The following is a 14,244-nucleotide window of genomic DNA, read 5'->3' on the forward strand; positions in this document are numbered from 1 at the left end:
CCCGTCGTTCCCCTTTATGACCCAGGCATAATTTTTTACAGTCGAGCAGGTTTATTATGGCCGCCTGCTTTGCGTACAAAAATGTGGACCTACATTGAAGGAACAATGATGAAACTCTGTATGATTTTTGCGTCTCTGATTGCGTTATCCGCATCGACACTGGCAGCTGATTATCCGGTGTTAACCAGTGCGCCGCCGGAAAAGGCAGGCTTTAATGTCGAAAAGCTAAACAGGCTGGACCGCTGGATCCAGCAGCAGGTCGATGCCGGTTATCCCGGTATGAATGTCGTGGTGATAAAAGACAATCAAATCGTTTTGCAGAAAGCCTGGGGCTACGCCAAAAAATACGAGGGTTCTGGTTTGGATACGCATCCCATCAGGGCCACAACGGATACGCTGTACGACCTGGCCTCCAACACCAAAATGTACGCCACAAACTTTGCGCTACAGAAGCTGGTGTATGAAGGCAAAATTAACGTGAACGATCCTGTCGCGAAGTACATTCCGGGGTTTACCGATGCGCCCGAAGACAAGATTAAGGGTAAACAGTCCCTGCGCATTATTGATATTCTGCATCATACGGCCGGTTTCCCTGCCGATCCGCAGTATCCAAACGCGCGCGTTGCGGGCCGCCTGTATTCACAGGATAAACAGACCACGCTGAAAATGATTACGCGCACGCCGCTTGATTACCCGCCTGGTTCAAAACATGTCTACAGCGACGTCGATTACATGATCCTGGGTTTTATCATTGAGGCCGTTACCGCCATGCCGCTTGACGCCTATGTCGAAAAGCATATCTACCATCCTCTCGGCCTGAAGCACACGGTATTTAATCCCTTAACGAAGGGGTTCAAGCCGCAGCAGATTGCCGCCACGGAACTGAACGGTAACACTCGCGATGGCGTCATCAGCTTCCCCCATATTCGTACCTCCACCCTGTGGGGCCAGGTACACGATGAAAAAGCCTGGTACTCCATGGGCGGCGTTTCGGGTCACGCGGGTTTGTTCTCGAATACGCATGATATCGCCGTCCTGATGCAGACCATGCTTAACGGCGGCCATTACGGCAGCGTAACGTTATTCGATCAGAATACGGTAGATGCCTTTACCCGTAGCTCAGCAGCAGATGCTACCTTTGGTCTGGGCTGGCGGGTTAACGGCAATTCATCCATGACGCCCACCTTTGGCGTGCTGGCCGGCCCGCAAACGTATGGTCATACGGGCTGGACAGGCACGCTCACGGCCATCGATCCCGTCAAGAAAATGGCGATTGCAATCCTGGGCAACCGGCCCCACTCGCCGGTTGCCGATCCCAAAACAAATCCGAATATTTTTGTCAGCGGATTATTGCCTGCGGCAACCTACGGCTGGATAGTTGATCAGATCTATGGCGCGCTGGACGATTAAACACCGCCCTTCTGCCGGGATGAGCAGCCCTCAGGATGAGGGCTGTTCGGCATGATTGTCTTTTGCCCGCGGTTTTTTCCCGCTACGTTTAAACGTTGGTTTTTTGCTCGCCCCTGGCGCAACCATTCCTCTGAATCGCTTCACCGGCGTGCTGCGGGCCTGATCGATCAGTTGGTAAAGCGTCCCCACCAGCGGCTGCATAAAGTCCTGATAGCGGCACTGCTTTTCGCTGATCTGCGTCAGAACCGATTCCCAGTGCGCGGTCATGTCCGGCCTCGCGGCCAGTTCCGGCAGCGAATGAATCAGCGCCCGGCCCGGTTCCGTTGAGTGGATGTAGCGTCCCTTTTTCTCCAGGAAACCGCGCTTAAAGAGCAGCTCGATGATCCCCGCGCGGGTCGCTTCCGTCCCCAGACCGTCCGTGGCGCGCAGGATCTTCTTCAGATCTTTATCCTGCACAAAGCGGGCGATCCCGGTCATGGCCGACAGCAGCGTTGCATCGGTGAAGTGGCGCGGCGGCTGGGTCTGACGTTCAACCACTTCGCCCTTCTCGCACAGCAGTTCGTCATCTTTAGCGACCACCGGCAGCGGCGTGCCGTCGTTCTCCTCATCGCGCTCTTTGTTGCCCAGCAGCGTGCGCCAGCCCGCTTCCGCGAGGAAACGCGCTTTAGCGACAAACTTGCCTTTGGCAATTTCCAGCTCGATGACGCACTTGCGGAACACCGCGTCCGGGCAGAACTGCATCAGGTACTGACGGGCGATCAGGTTATAGACCTTCGCTTCGTTATCGGTCAGGTTGACGCTGCTGGCGCGCGCCGTCGGGATAATCGCGTGGTGGGCATCGACCTTTTTGTCGTCCCAGCAGCGGTTATGGGTGTCCGGGTTAACGACGGGCTGCGGGAGCAGATCCGGCGCGTGGACGCCGATGGCGTTCATCACCGAATGGCGTCCGGCATAGTGCTCTTCCGGCAGATAGCGGCTGTCCGAGCGCGGATAGGTGATCAGCTTGTGGGTTTCATACAACTTCTGGCAGATATCCAGCACGTTCTGCGCGCTGAGGCAAAAGCGCTTCGCGGCCTCAATCTGCAGAGCAGAAAGTGAGAACGGCAGCGGCGCGGGTTCTGATTCCCGTTTATCGTTATAGCTGGTAACGATGGCAGGCTGGCCGGTAATGCGGTTAACCACGTGCTCCGCCAGCGGACGATGGAGCAGCCGCCCCTCTTCGTCCTGATACGACTCGCAGGCATCGCTCGGCTGCCAGACGGCGGTAAAGCGTTCGTCTTTTGGCGTGACGATGTGCGCTTTCACTTCAAAGAAGTCTTTGGCGACGAAGTTCTCGATCTCTTCATCGCGACGCACCACCAGCCCCAGCACCGGCGTCTGCACGCGGCCCACGGAGAGTACGCCCTGATAGCCCGCGTTACGCCCGAGGATGGTGTAGGCGCGGGTCATGTTGATCCCGTACAGCCAGTCCGCTCGGGCGCGCGCCAGCGCGGAGACGCACAGCGGGATAAATTCGCTGTTGGCGCGCAGGCGCGAAATGGCACGCTCAACCGCCTGCGGGTTGAGGTCGTTGATCAGGCAGCGCTGCACCTGCTGCCGCTTTTCCGGAGCCAGCTCAAGATAGTCCAGCACTTCGTCCACCAGCAGCTGCCCTTCTCTGTCCGGGTCACCCGCGTGGACCACTTCCGTCGCCTCATGCAGAAAACGCTTAATAACGTTGAGCTGTTTGGTGACGGACGGACGAGGCTGAAGACGCCACTTTTCCGGCACGATGGGCAGATCGTTGAGGTTCCAGCGGGCGTAGCGGCTGTCGTAGACGTCCGGCTGCGCCTGTTCAAGCAGGTGACCGATACACCAGGTGACCACCTGCCCGTTGCCGCATTCGATAAAGCCGTCGCCCTTGCGATGCGGTTTAGGCAGCACGTCGGCGATGGCACGGGCCAGGCTCGGCTTTTCGGCAATAAACAACCGCATTGAATTAACGGATCTCAATCATCGGTCGGCCACCGCGCGCGGTCACCAGCTCGCCGATCGCAGTCAGGGTGATACCAAACTCGGCGGCGGTTGCCTGAACCTCGGCTTCGGATTCCGGCGTGACCGCCAGCAGCAGGCCGCCGGAGGTTTGCGGATCGCACAGCAGGTTGCGCCACGCCTCAGGCATTTCGCCCATCAGGTGACCGTAGCTGGCGAAGTTGCGCTGGGTACCGCCCGGAACCGCGCCCTGGGCAATGTACTCTTCCACGCCCGGCAGCTTCGGTACGTCCTGATACCAGACCTGCGCCTGCACGCCCGCCCCCTGACAGACTTCGGAGAGGTGCCCCAGCAGGCCAAAACCGGTGACGTCGGTCATCGCCTTCACGCCGTCGATATTGGCGAACGCCGCGCCGGCGAGGTTCATCTGGCACATGACTTCCGTCGCCAGGCCTTTGTGCTCCGGTTTGAGCAGGGATTTTTTCTCGGCGGTGGTGAGCACGCCAATGCCCAGCGGCTTGGTAAGGAACAGCTTGCAGCCCGCCTGCGCGGTGCTATTGCGCTTCACGCGCTCGGTCGGCACCACGCCGGTGACGGCCAGGCCGAAGATCGGCTCTGGCGCATCAATCGAGTGGCCGCCGGCCAGGGCAATCCCCGCCTGCTGGCAGGCGAAACGCCCGCCATCAATCACCTCGCGGGCGATTTCCGGCGGAAGGGTGTTGACAGGCCAGCCCAGAATGGCAATCGCCATGATCGGCTTACCGCCCATGGCGAAGATATCGCTGATGGCGTTGGTGGCCGCGATGCGCCCGAAGTCGAACGGGTTGTCGACAATCGGCATAAAGAAGTCAGTGGTGCTGATAATGCTGGTGCCGTTACCTAAGTCATAAACCGCCGCATCGTCACGCGTTTCATTGCCGACAAGCAGGTTCGGGTCGACAAACTTCGCCTGTTCACTGTGCAGAATGGTCTCCAGCACTTTCGGGGAAATTTTACAACCGCAACCGGCTCCGTGGCTGTACTGCGTTAAACGAATGGTTTGCTCGCTCATGGACGTCTCCTGTCATCTCAATCGCGCTATGGTAGCGCTCATTCCATAAAGAGGTAAGTATGACTGTCTGAATTCTGCGGCGGATGCTCAGAATCCAGACAGTTTAGCGCGTGTAATTAAAAACGGCTGACGAAAGGCGTGGTGTCCGGCACGCTAATGGTGCTGGAGGCTTTAAGCTGCGGGGTGCCGAGGTAGAGGAAGCCGACAATTTTGTCGTGCTCGCCGCAGGAGAACCCTGCCCGCACGGCGGCGCTCTCGGTCAGCGGACCGGTGCGCCAGATACCGTTAAAGCCCTGCGCAACGGCGGCCATCTGCATCGCCATCACCGCACAGCCGGCAGACATTTCCTGCTCCCAGACCGGCACCTTATGGTCGGCCTGGCATTTCGCCACGACAGCGATAATCATCGGGGCACGGAACGGGGCATTGCGTGCCTTGTCGATACCTTTCTCATCCTGCCCGGCGGCAACTGCCCCCTGCTCCAGCAGCTGGCTGAAGCGATCGCGGCCTTCGCCTTCAATCACAAAGAAGTGCCATGGCTGCAGCGTGCCATGATCCGGGGCACGCATACCGGCACGCAGAATGTTTTCCAGCTGCTCGCCCGCAGGGGCGGGTTCAGCCAGACGTGACGCGCTACGACGGTTAACAAGCAGTTCGAGTGCATCCATTGGTTAACTCCTTTCTTGAAATTTACTCACAAAATTAACACGACGGCAGATTTTGTTACAGCCTGGCAGGCGATTCCTGCTGACAAGTGGCGGTTGGGTCATTACGATAACCCAACATTACCGTCCAGTGGCGACGGAAACAGTCATTTTCTGGTTAGGGAGAATACATGCGAACCCTTTGGCGAATCTTTGCCGGTTTCTTTAAATGGACGTGGCGACTGCTCAACTTCGTCCGCAACCTGGTGATGAACATCTTCTTCATCCTGCTGGTTCTGGTTTGCGCGGGCATCTGGATGCATATCAGCAACGCGAATCAGGCGCAGCATTCGACTCGCGGGGCCCTGTTACTCGATATCACCGGCGTAATCGTTGATAAACCGTCCACCAGCAACCGTCTGGGGGTTATCAGCCGCCAGCTGTTTGGCGCGACGTCAGACCGCCTGCAGGAGAACTCCCTGTTCGATATCGTCGATACCATCCGTCAGGCCAAAGACGACCGAAACATCACCGGGATCGTGCTGGATCTGAAAGATTTTGCCGGCGGCGACCAGCCTTCCATGCAGTACATCGGTAAAGCGCTGCGCGAGTTCCGCGACAGCGGCAAGCCGGTGATTGCCGTGGGCGATAGCTACAGTCAGGGGCAATATTATCTGGCGAGCTTCGCCAATAAGATCTGGCTTTCTCCGCAGGGTACGGTCGATCTGCACGGCTTTGCCACCAACGGCCTGTACTACAAATCGCTGCTCGACAAGCTGAAGGTCACCACCCACGTCTTCCGCGTCGGCACCTATAAATCTGCCGTGGAGCCGTTTATCCGCGACGATATGTCCCCTGCCGCCCGTGAAGCGGACAGCCGCTGGATTGGCGAGCTGTGGCAGAACTATCTCGGCACCGTTGCCGCTAACCGTCAAATTACCGCTGAGCAGGTATTCCCTGGCGCTCGCGGCGTGCTGGACGGACTGCGCAAGGTCGACGGCGATACCGCGAAGTATGCGCTCGACAATAAGCTGGTTGACGCGCTGGGCACCAGTGCGGATATCGAAAAAGCCCTGACCAAACAGTTTGGCTGGAGCAAAGAGGACAAAAACTACAGCGCCATCAGCATGTATGACTATGCTGCGAAAAAGCCGGACGACAGCGGCGACAGCGTAGCCGTGGTGTTTGCTAACGGCGCCATCATGGACGGCCAGGAAACGCCGGGGAACGTCGGCGGTGATACCACCGCGTCGCAGATCCGCGATGCTCGCCTGGATCCGAAAGTGAAAGCGATTGTTCTGCGGGTGAACAGCCCTGGCGGCAGCGTTAGCGCCTCCGAAGTGATCCGCGCAGAGCTGGCCGCAGCGCGTGCCGCTGGCAAGCCGGTCGTTGTATCCATGGGCGGAATGGCCGCGTCAGGCGGGTACTGGATCTCCACGCCTGCCAACTACATTGTGGCGAACCCAAGCACGCTGACCGGCTCGATCGGCATCTTCGGGGTGATTAACACCGTGGAAAACAGTCTGGATTATCTGGGCGTGCATACCGATGGCGTTTCCACGTCACCGCTGGCGGATGTGTCGATGACCAAATCCCTGCCGCCGGAAGTTTCAGAGATGATGCAGCTGAGCATTGAGAACGGCTATAAGCGCTTTATCACGCTGGTTGCCGACTCGCGTAAGAAGACGCCGGAACAGATCGACCAGATTGCACAGGGCCACGTCTGGACCGGACAGGATGCGAAGAGTAACGGTCTGGTCGACAGCCTGGGCGACTTCGACGACGCGGTGAAGAAAGCCGCCGAACTGGCGAAGCTCAAGCAGTGGCATATTGAGTATTATCAGGACGAGCCGTCGTTCTTCGATATGGTGATGGACAGCATGTCTGTTTCCGTACGCGCCATGCTGCCGGAGGCGCTGCAGGCGTACCTGCCGGCCCCGGTGGCCACGGCGGCGAAAGCGATGAAGGCGGAAAGCGATAAGCTCGCGGCCTTTAACGATCCACAAAGTCGTTACGCGTTTTGCCTGACCTGCGCTAACGTCCGTTAAAAACCGTCCCCTCTTCCCGTGAAGAGGGGATTTTTTTCTTTTGAAGAACAAGAACTCACTACCATGCAGAAGAAATCGATTTATGTAGCCTACACTGGCGGTACCATCGGTATGCAGCGCTCTGAAAATGGCTATATCCCTGTCTCCGGCCATCTTCAGCGTCAGCTTGCGCTGATGCCTGAATTCCACCGTCCGGAAATGCCTGACTTCACGATCCACGAGTACGAGCCGCTGATGGACTCCTCCGACATGACGCCGGAAGACTGGCAGCACATCGCGGATGACATTAAAGCCCATTACGACCAGTACGACGGCTTCGTGATCCTGCACGGCACCGACACCATGGCGTTTACCGCCTCGGCGCTCTCCTTCATGCTGGAGAACCTGAGCAAACCAGTTATCGTTACCGGGTCGCAAATTCCGCTGGCGGAGCTGCGCTCTGACGGGCAGATCAACCTGCTGAACTCCCTGTACGTGGCGGCGAATTACCCGATCAACGAAGTGTCGCTCTTCTTCAACAACCGTCTGTACCGCGGCAACCGCACCACCAAAGCCCATGCCGACGGTTTTGACGCCTTCGCCTCCCCTAACCTGCAGCCGCTGCTGGAAGCCGGTATTCATATCCGTCGTCTGGGAACGCCTCCGGCGCCGAACACCGCCGGTGAGCTGATTGTGCACCCGATTACCCCGCAGCCGATTGGCGTCGTCACCATTTATCCGGGCATCTCCGCGGACGTGGTGCGCAATTTCCTGCGCCAGCCGGTTAAGGCGCTGATCCTGCGCTCCTATGGCGTCGGCAACGCCCCGCAGAACGGCGAATTCCTGAAGGAGCTTCAGGAAGCCAGCGAGCGCGGAATTGTGGTGGTGAACCTGACCCAGTGCATGTCTGGCAAAGTGAACATGGGCGGCTATGCCACCGGCAACGCGCTGGCGCACGCTGGGGTGATCAGCGGCTTCGATATGACCGTTGAGGCGACGCTGACTAAACTTCACTATTTACTGAGTCAGGATCTGGACATTCAGTCCATTCGCCGCGCGATGATGCAAAACCTGCGCGGCGAGCTGACCCCGGACGAATAAGGAGCTCTCATGAAGCAACGCGCCCTGCTACTGGTCGATTTGCAAAATGATTTCTGCGCGGGCGGCGCGCTGGCCGTCGCCGAAGGTGACAGCACCGTTGACGTGGCAAATACCCTGATTGACTGGTGTAAAGCCCGCGGTGAAGCGGTTGTCGCAAGCCAGGACTGGCACCCGGCGAACCACGGCAGCTTTGCCAGCCAGCACAACGTCGAGCCTTTCACCCAGGGGGAACTCGACGGGCTGGCGCAAACCTTCTGGCCGGATCACTGCGTGCAGCAGACGGAAGGCGCGGAGCTGCATCCGCTCATGAATCAGAAGGCCATCGACGCGGTATTTCATAAAGGTGAAAACCCGGCCATCGATAGCTACAGCGCGTTTTTTGATAACGGGCATCGCCAGAAGACGGCGCTGGACGCGTGGTTACGTCACCATGAAATCACGGAGCTGATCGTGCTGGGTCTGGCGACGGATTACTGCGTGAAGTTTACCGTGCTGGACGCGCTCCAGCTGGGTTATACCGTTAGCGTCATCACCGACGGCTGTCGCGGGGTGAACATCCAACCGCAGGACAGCGCTCAGGCGTTTATGGATATGGCCGCCGAAGGCGCAACGCTGTATACGCTGGCAGACTGGCTGGAAACGCAGGCGTAGCCTTTTTAGCCGGGTGGCGCTGACGCTTACCCGGCCTACCTTTCCCCGTAGGCCGGGTAAGGCGCAGCCGCCACCCGGCAAAAACCCTCCCCAATCCTCATAAAGTGAACTCCCTCGCATCCTAAGCGAAACGGCAATGCTATTCTCTTCAGGCTGTTTTTTCGCCACGCTTTTTCTGTGGCGTGGTTATTTTTATTAGGTCAAAGAGGAACTTGTATGAAACGTTTGCCCCTGCTGGCAGCATTACCCTTGCTTTGCGCGTCGCTTGCTTCCGCCGCGCCTCTGATGTCCGTGGGCTACTTTAACGGGGGTGGCGATGTCACCGCCGGACCGGGTGGCGATATCAATAAGCTGGACGTTCGTCAGATCACCCACCTGAACTACTCGTTTGGGCTTGTTTATAACGACGAGAAAGACGAGACCAACGCCGCGCTGAAAGATCCGGCGAAACTGCATCAAATCTGGCTGTCGCCAAAAGTGGCGTCCGATCTGGCTCTCATCCCCACCCTGCGTAAACAAAACCCGAACCTGAAAGTCCTGCTCTCCGTTGGCGGCTGGGGGGCGCGCGGTTTCTCTGGCGCAGCGGCAACCAAAGAGAGTCGCGCGGTGTTTATCCGCTCCGCGCAGGAGATTGTTGAGAAATACGGCCTGGACGGGATCGATCTCGACTGGGAGTATCCGGTCAACGGCGCGTGGGGGCTGGTTGCAAGCACGCCCGCCGACAGGGATAACTTCACCGCCCTGCTGAAAGAGATGCGCGACGCGTTCGGGCAGAAAAAGCTGGTGACCATTGCGGTGGGCGCGAATGCGGAAAGTCCGAAAAGCTGGGTGGATGTCAAAGCCATCGCCCCGCTCCTCGACTACATCAACCTGATGACCTACGACATGGCGTACGGCACCCAGTATTTCAACGCGAACCTGTATGACTCCAGCGCCTGGCCAACGGTGGCTGCCGCCGATAAATACAGCGTCGATTTTGTGGTGAACAACTATCTGGCCGCCGGACTTAAGCCAAAGCAGATGAACCTCGGGATCGGTTTTTACGGCCGCGTACCGAAACGTGCGGTTGAACCGGGCATTGACTGGAGCAAGCCGGACGCGCAAAAAAATCCGGTCACCCAGCCCTACTTTGGAACGCATGAGATCGACCTGTTTAAGTCGCTCGGCTATGACCTGACCAAAGATACCTACGTGAAGTACAACGATATCGTGAAGAAGCTGCTGAACGATCCGCAGAAGCGTTTTACCGAGCACTGGGACGACCAGGCGAAGGTACCGTGGCTCTCGGTAAAGGGTGCCGATGGCAACGCGCTGTTTGCGATTTCGTATGAGAACCCGCGTTCCGTCGCGATCAAGGCGGACTACATCAAAGAGAAAGGCCTCGCCGGGGCGATGTTCTGGGAGTACGGAGCGGACGACAATAATCAGTTAGCGAAACAGCTGGCGGAGTCGCTCGGGATCCCGCATAAGTAGTAAGACATCAAGCCCTCTCCCCGTGGGAGAGGGCTGGGTGTAAGGGCATCAGCCCGCACCGTTATTGCATTTTCATCGTCGCAATCGGCTTCGGCGTGATGCCAAAATCTTCCTTCAGCTCGCGCTTGCTCTTCATCACCATCTGACCGTTGGTGTCGATAGTCATGTGCTGCGCGTCAGTGTTGTTGCGCGCCTGCCACAGCATCACCAGCTGCAGACTGTTCTCTTTTTGCTCAGGCGTCAGGGCCACACCGTCGGGCCATTTACCCAGCTCAACGGCGGTCACCAGACGCTGATAAACTTCCGGGGTCATCCCGTTAATCATGTCCTCAATATTCACGATCTCTCCCTTTTAAAGGAATAATTTGCTGAATCGTTTTTTCAACCTTTGATCTGGTCGCCGTTTTCATCGTCGCTGAAGCTCAGAGAAGCTGAGTTTACGCAGAAACGCTCACCCGTTGGCTGAGGACCGTCCGGGAAGACGTGGCCCAGGTGCGCGTCGCAGTTGCCGCAGCGAATTTCCGTGCGCACCATACCGTGCGACGAGTCCGTCAGATAGCGGATTGCGTCATCGCTCACCGGCTCGTAAAAGCTCGGCCAGCCGCAGCCGGAGTCGTATTTCGTTTGTGAATTGAACAGCGGGGCATCACAGACCAGACAGTGATAGATGCCGTCTCGCTTGTTGTGCAATAAACGCCCGGTAAATGGCGGCTCCGTGCCGTGGTTCTGCGTCACGTAAAACTGCATTTCTGTGAGGTTTTTTTTCAAATCGTCAGGGTTGCGTTGGTTCGACATATGCTTACATCTCGCTGTAGAAACAGACATCTTTTAACCCGGATTCTAACAAAACATTAACACCCTTGCGTGCACTTTTGTTCTAAACTTATGTGTCGCGAAAAGGCGGTCAGGCAATTGTGATCATGTTCACATTTTTATCCTGCAAGGACTTTAAAATTCCGGGCGCAGCCCCCATGTGGTTGCAAGCTCAAAGGGAAAGTGAGGCGAGTCAGTCGCACAAACGTTAGTCACAGGATTGATTTGTCGCAATGATTGACACGATTCCGCTTGACGCTGCGTAAGGTTTTTGTAATTTTACAGGCAACCTTTTATTCACTAACAAATAGCTGGTGGAATATATGACTATCAAAGTAGGTATCAACGGTTTTGGCCGTATCGGCCGTATTGTTTTCCGTGCTGCTCAGAAACGTTCTGACATCGAAATCGTTGGTATCAACGATCTCCTGGACGCTGAATACATGGCGTACATGCTGAAGTACGACTCAACTCACGGTCGTTTCGACGGCACCGTTGAAGTGAAAGACGGCCACCTGGTTGTTAACGGCAAAACCATCCGCGTTACTGCTGAGAAAGACCCAGCTAACCTGAAATGGAACGAAATCGGTGTTGACGTTGTTGCTGAAGCAACCGGTATCTTCCTGACCGACGAAACTGCACGTAAACACATCACTGCGGGTGCGAAGAAAGTTGTTCTGACTGGTCCTTCCAAAGACAACACCCCAATGTTCGTTCGCGGTGCAAACTTCGAAACTTACGCTGGCCAGGACATCGTTTCTAACGCATCCTGCACCACCAACTGCCTGGCACCGCTGGCTAAAGTTATCAACGACAACTTCGGCATCATCGAAGGTCTGATGACTACCGTTCACGCGACCACCGCTACTCAGAAAACCGTTGACGGCCCGTCTCACAAAGACTGGCGCGGCGGCCGTGGCGCGGCTCAGAACATCATCCCATCCTCTACCGGTGCTGCTAAAGCTGTAGGTAAAGTACTGCCAGAACTGAATGGCAAACTGACTGGTATGGCGTTCCGCGTTCCAACTCCTAACGTATCCGTTGTTGACCTGACCGTTCGTCTGGAAAAAGCTGCTTCTTACGAAGAAATTAAGAAAGCAATCAAAGCTGCTTCCGAAGGCGCAATGAAAGGCGTTCTGGGCTACACCGAAGACGACGTTGTATCTACCGATTTCAACGGCGAAGTGTGCACTTCCGTGTTCGATGCTAAAGCAGGTATCGCACTGAACGACAACTTCGTGAAACTGGTTTCCTGGTACGACAACGAAACTGGCTACTCTAACAAAGTACTGGACCTGATCGCTCACATCTCCAAATAAGTTGAGATGAGTGATTGATCCAAAAAGGCGACTTCGGTCGCCTTTTTTATTGTTTTTAGACAGAGGATTGCTTAATGATTAATAAAATTTTTGCACTTCCGGTAGTCGAACAACTTACCCCTGTGCTCTCCCGCCGTCAGATTGACGGTGCCGACGTTATCGTCGTTGACCACCCGCGCGTTAAAGCCTCCGTGGCGCTGAACGGCGCGCACCTGCTCTCCTGGAGACCGGAAGGCGAAGCGGAAGCGCTGTGGCTGAGCGACGCCACCTCGTTCAAAAAAGGGGATGCGATTCGCGGCGGCGTACCGATCTGCTGGCCGTGGTTTGGCCCGTCCGCACAGCCGGGTTTGCCTTCTCACGGTTTCGCCCGTAACCAGCAGTGGACGCTGAAGGCTCATAACGAAGACGACAACGGCGCTGTGCTGACCTTTGAGCTGCAGGCTAATGACGAAACCCGCGCCCTGTGGCCGCATGATTTCACCCTGTATGCCCGCTTCAAGCTGGGTCAAAGCTGCGAGATTGAGCTGGAAGCCCACGGCGAGTTCGACACCACCTCTGCCCTGCATACCTACTTCAACGTTGGTGACATCAGCGCTGTGAAGGTGAGCGGCCTTGGCGATACCTTTATCGACAAAGTTGATAACGCGAAGGAAGGCAAACTGAGCGACGGCGTTCAGGCGTTCCCGGACCGTACCGACCGCGTCTATCTGCACCCGGAAGCGTGCAGCGTGATCCACGACGGTGCCCTGAACCGCGGCATTGAGGTGGTTCATCACCATCACAGCAACGTGGTGGGCTGGAACCCGGGCCCTGCCCTCTCCATCAGCATGGCCGACATTCCGGATGACGGTTACAAAACGTTCGTCTGCGTGGAAACGGCCTGCGTGACCACCCCGCAAAAAGCGAGTGAAGAAAAGCCGTCTCGTTTAGGGCAGACGATTCGCATCGTTAAGCGATAATGTCGCTGCACCGCACTAAAGCAAACGGGGCGCAAGCGCCCCGTTTTGATGCAAAGATTGCACCGCAATAATACACAATCAGAACTTGTAGGTCACACCCACAGAGAAGATGCCAGCCCAGGACTTATCAACCATCGGGCTATCCTTCACTTCGTCACTCAGACGTTCGTAACGACCGGTGCCATAGACGTTCCAGTCGCCAAGGAAGTTGTAGCTCGCGGTCAGCTCCAGGTAAGGATCCCAGCCGTCATCGGCGCTGTAGCTTTTCAGCCCACTGCGGCGGGACTCGTTTTTAGAGACGCCGTAGTAGTAGTCGTTGTAGTTTTCACTGTTGTACTGCACGCCGATACCCGGGGTCAGGGTGAGCCCACCGTTGGTATAGCGATACAACCACGCCAGATCCCAGATAAAGCCGTTGCTGTTATCCAGCGTATCACCCGCCAGGGCCGTACGCAGGAAGCCATACTGGGTGTTATGTACGTATGAAAGCCCGGCCATCATGGAGCTTTTGCGCTTGTCTAGCTGGCGAAGCGCGTGGCTGTCGCTGTCGCCCGGCTTGAAGTGCGTTGGATCGTAGTAGGCCATGATAGAAAGCTTATCGGCCGTATCGTTCCACAGATAGTAGCCGCCGCCGAGACCGCGGAACCAGAAGTTATCGCCTTCGTAGGTGATAACGGGGACAGGATAAACGTCGCGGTCATACTGTTTGTATGGGCTGTTAATGACGCCAACGCCCGCACCCACCGTCCACTGACTTTCCGCCTGAGCGGTGCTAACTGCGGTCGCGGCAAGGATGCCCAATGCCAGAAGTTTGAGTTTGGTCAC

13 protein-coding genes are annotated in these 14,244 nt (G+C 56.8%); 7 read left to right on the forward strand and 6 right to left on the reverse strand.

Annotated features, from left to right (window positions below):
• Nucleotides 1–108 precede the first annotated feature (108 nt).
• Entirely contained in the window at nucleotides 109–1,410 is a 1,302-nt protein-coding gene (gene pbp4b, locus OSH03_RS03310) for a penicillin binding protein PBP4B (protein ID WP_266178632.1), read from the forward strand.
• Between the two features lie 30 nt (nucleotides 1,411–1,440).
• On the opposite strand, the gene OSH03_RS03315 is transcribed toward pbp4b, so the two are convergent.
• The 3 genes from OSH03_RS03315 to OSH03_RS03325 form a co-directional block, all read right to left on the reverse strand.
• Nucleotides 1,441–3,384, reverse strand: a complete 1,944-nt coding sequence (locus tag OSH03_RS03315; protein WP_266178271.1) for a DNA topoisomerase III — start codon at nucleotides 3,382–3,384, stop codon at nucleotides 1,441–1,443.
• A gap of 4 nt (nucleotides 3,385–3,388) precedes the next feature.
• Nucleotides 3,389–4,432: a selenide, water dikinase SelD gene (gene selD / locus OSH03_RS03320; protein ID WP_061098526.1), complete on the reverse strand. Its 1,044-nt coding sequence runs from the start codon at nucleotides 4,430–4,432 to the stop codon at nucleotides 3,389–3,391.
• A gap of 116 nt (nucleotides 4,433–4,548) precedes the next feature.
• Nucleotides 4,549–5,100, reverse strand: coding sequence for an NAD(P)H nitroreductase (locus OSH03_RS03325; protein ID WP_045261605.1), 552 nt, complete (start codon nucleotides 5,098–5,100; stop codon nucleotides 4,549–4,551).
• A gap of 167 nt (nucleotides 5,101–5,267) precedes the next feature.
• Here OSH03_RS03325 and sppA point away from each other — a divergent pair, with 167 nt between their 5' ends.
• The 4 genes from sppA to chiD all read left to right on the forward strand — a co-directional run bounded on the left by sppA (nucleotide 5,268) and on the right by chiD (nucleotide 10,328).
• A complete protein-coding gene (sppA, locus tag OSH03_RS03330; protein WP_116340569.1) occupies nucleotides 5,268–7,124 on the forward strand; it encodes a signal peptide peptidase SppA in 1,857 nt (618 codons plus the stop codon).
• Between the two features lie 63 nt (nucleotides 7,125–7,187).
• On the forward strand, nucleotides 7,188–8,204 hold the full coding sequence (ansA, locus tag OSH03_RS03335; RefSeq protein ID WP_028012774.1) for an asparaginase: 1,017 nt from the start codon (nucleotides 7,188–7,190) through the stop codon (nucleotides 8,202–8,204).
• Nucleotides 8,205–8,213: 9 nt separating this feature from the next.
• Complete coding sequence (gene pncA, locus OSH03_RS03340; protein ID WP_266178272.1) at nucleotides 8,214–8,855, forward strand: bifunctional nicotinamidase/pyrazinamidase; 642 nt, start codon at nucleotides 8,214–8,216, stop codon at nucleotides 8,853–8,855.
• Between the two features lie 216 nt (nucleotides 8,856–9,071).
• Nucleotides 9,072–10,328 (forward strand): chitinase ChiD, encoded by a 1,257-nt coding sequence (gene chiD / locus OSH03_RS03345; RefSeq protein ID WP_266178273.1) that lies wholly within the window; start codon nucleotides 9,072–9,074, stop codon nucleotides 10,326–10,328.
• A gap of 61 nt (nucleotides 10,329–10,389) precedes the next feature.
• On the opposite strand, the gene OSH03_RS03350 is transcribed toward chiD, so the two are convergent.
• Both OSH03_RS03350 and msrB read right to left on the reverse strand, forming a co-directional pair.
• Nucleotides 10,390–10,668 carry a YeaC family protein gene (locus tag OSH03_RS03350; RefSeq protein WP_061098531.1) on the reverse strand — a complete coding sequence of 93 codons (279 nt, stop codon included), beginning with the start codon at nucleotides 10,666–10,668 and terminating at the stop codon, nucleotides 10,390–10,392.
• A 41-nt stretch (nucleotides 10,669–10,709) separates the two neighbouring features.
• Complete coding sequence (msrB, locus tag OSH03_RS03355; RefSeq protein ID WP_266178274.1) at nucleotides 10,710–11,123, reverse strand: peptide-methionine (R)-S-oxide reductase MsrB; 414 nt, start codon at nucleotides 11,121–11,123, stop codon at nucleotides 10,710–10,712.
• Nucleotides 11,124–11,464: 341 nt separating this feature from the next.
• On the opposite strand from msrB, the gene gapA reads away from it, so the two are divergent.
• The gene (gene gapA, locus OSH03_RS03360) at nucleotides 11,465–12,460 is read left to right on the forward strand and encodes a glyceraldehyde-3-phosphate dehydrogenase (protein ID WP_014831506.1); all 996 of its coding nucleotides are present in this window, start codon (nucleotides 11,465–11,467) and stop codon (nucleotides 12,458–12,460) included.
• A 74-nt stretch (nucleotides 12,461–12,534) separates the two neighbouring features.
• Nucleotides 12,535–13,419 carry a D-hexose-6-phosphate mutarotase gene (locus tag OSH03_RS03365; protein ID WP_266178275.1) on the forward strand — a complete coding sequence of 295 codons (885 nt, stop codon included), beginning with the start codon at nucleotides 12,535–12,537 and terminating at the stop codon, nucleotides 13,417–13,419.
• 78 nt (nucleotides 13,420–13,497) lie between these two features.
• Here the strand turns inward: OSH03_RS03365 and OSH03_RS03370 are convergent, their stop codons facing one another.
• Entirely contained in the window at nucleotides 13,498–14,244 is a 747-nt protein-coding gene (locus tag OSH03_RS03370) for a MipA/OmpV family protein (protein WP_041910477.1), read from the reverse strand.

This window comes from Enterobacter nematophilus (assembly GCF_026344075.1).
Classification (GTDB): domain Bacteria; phylum Pseudomonadota; class Gammaproteobacteria; order Enterobacterales; family Enterobacteriaceae; genus Enterobacter; species Enterobacter nematophilus.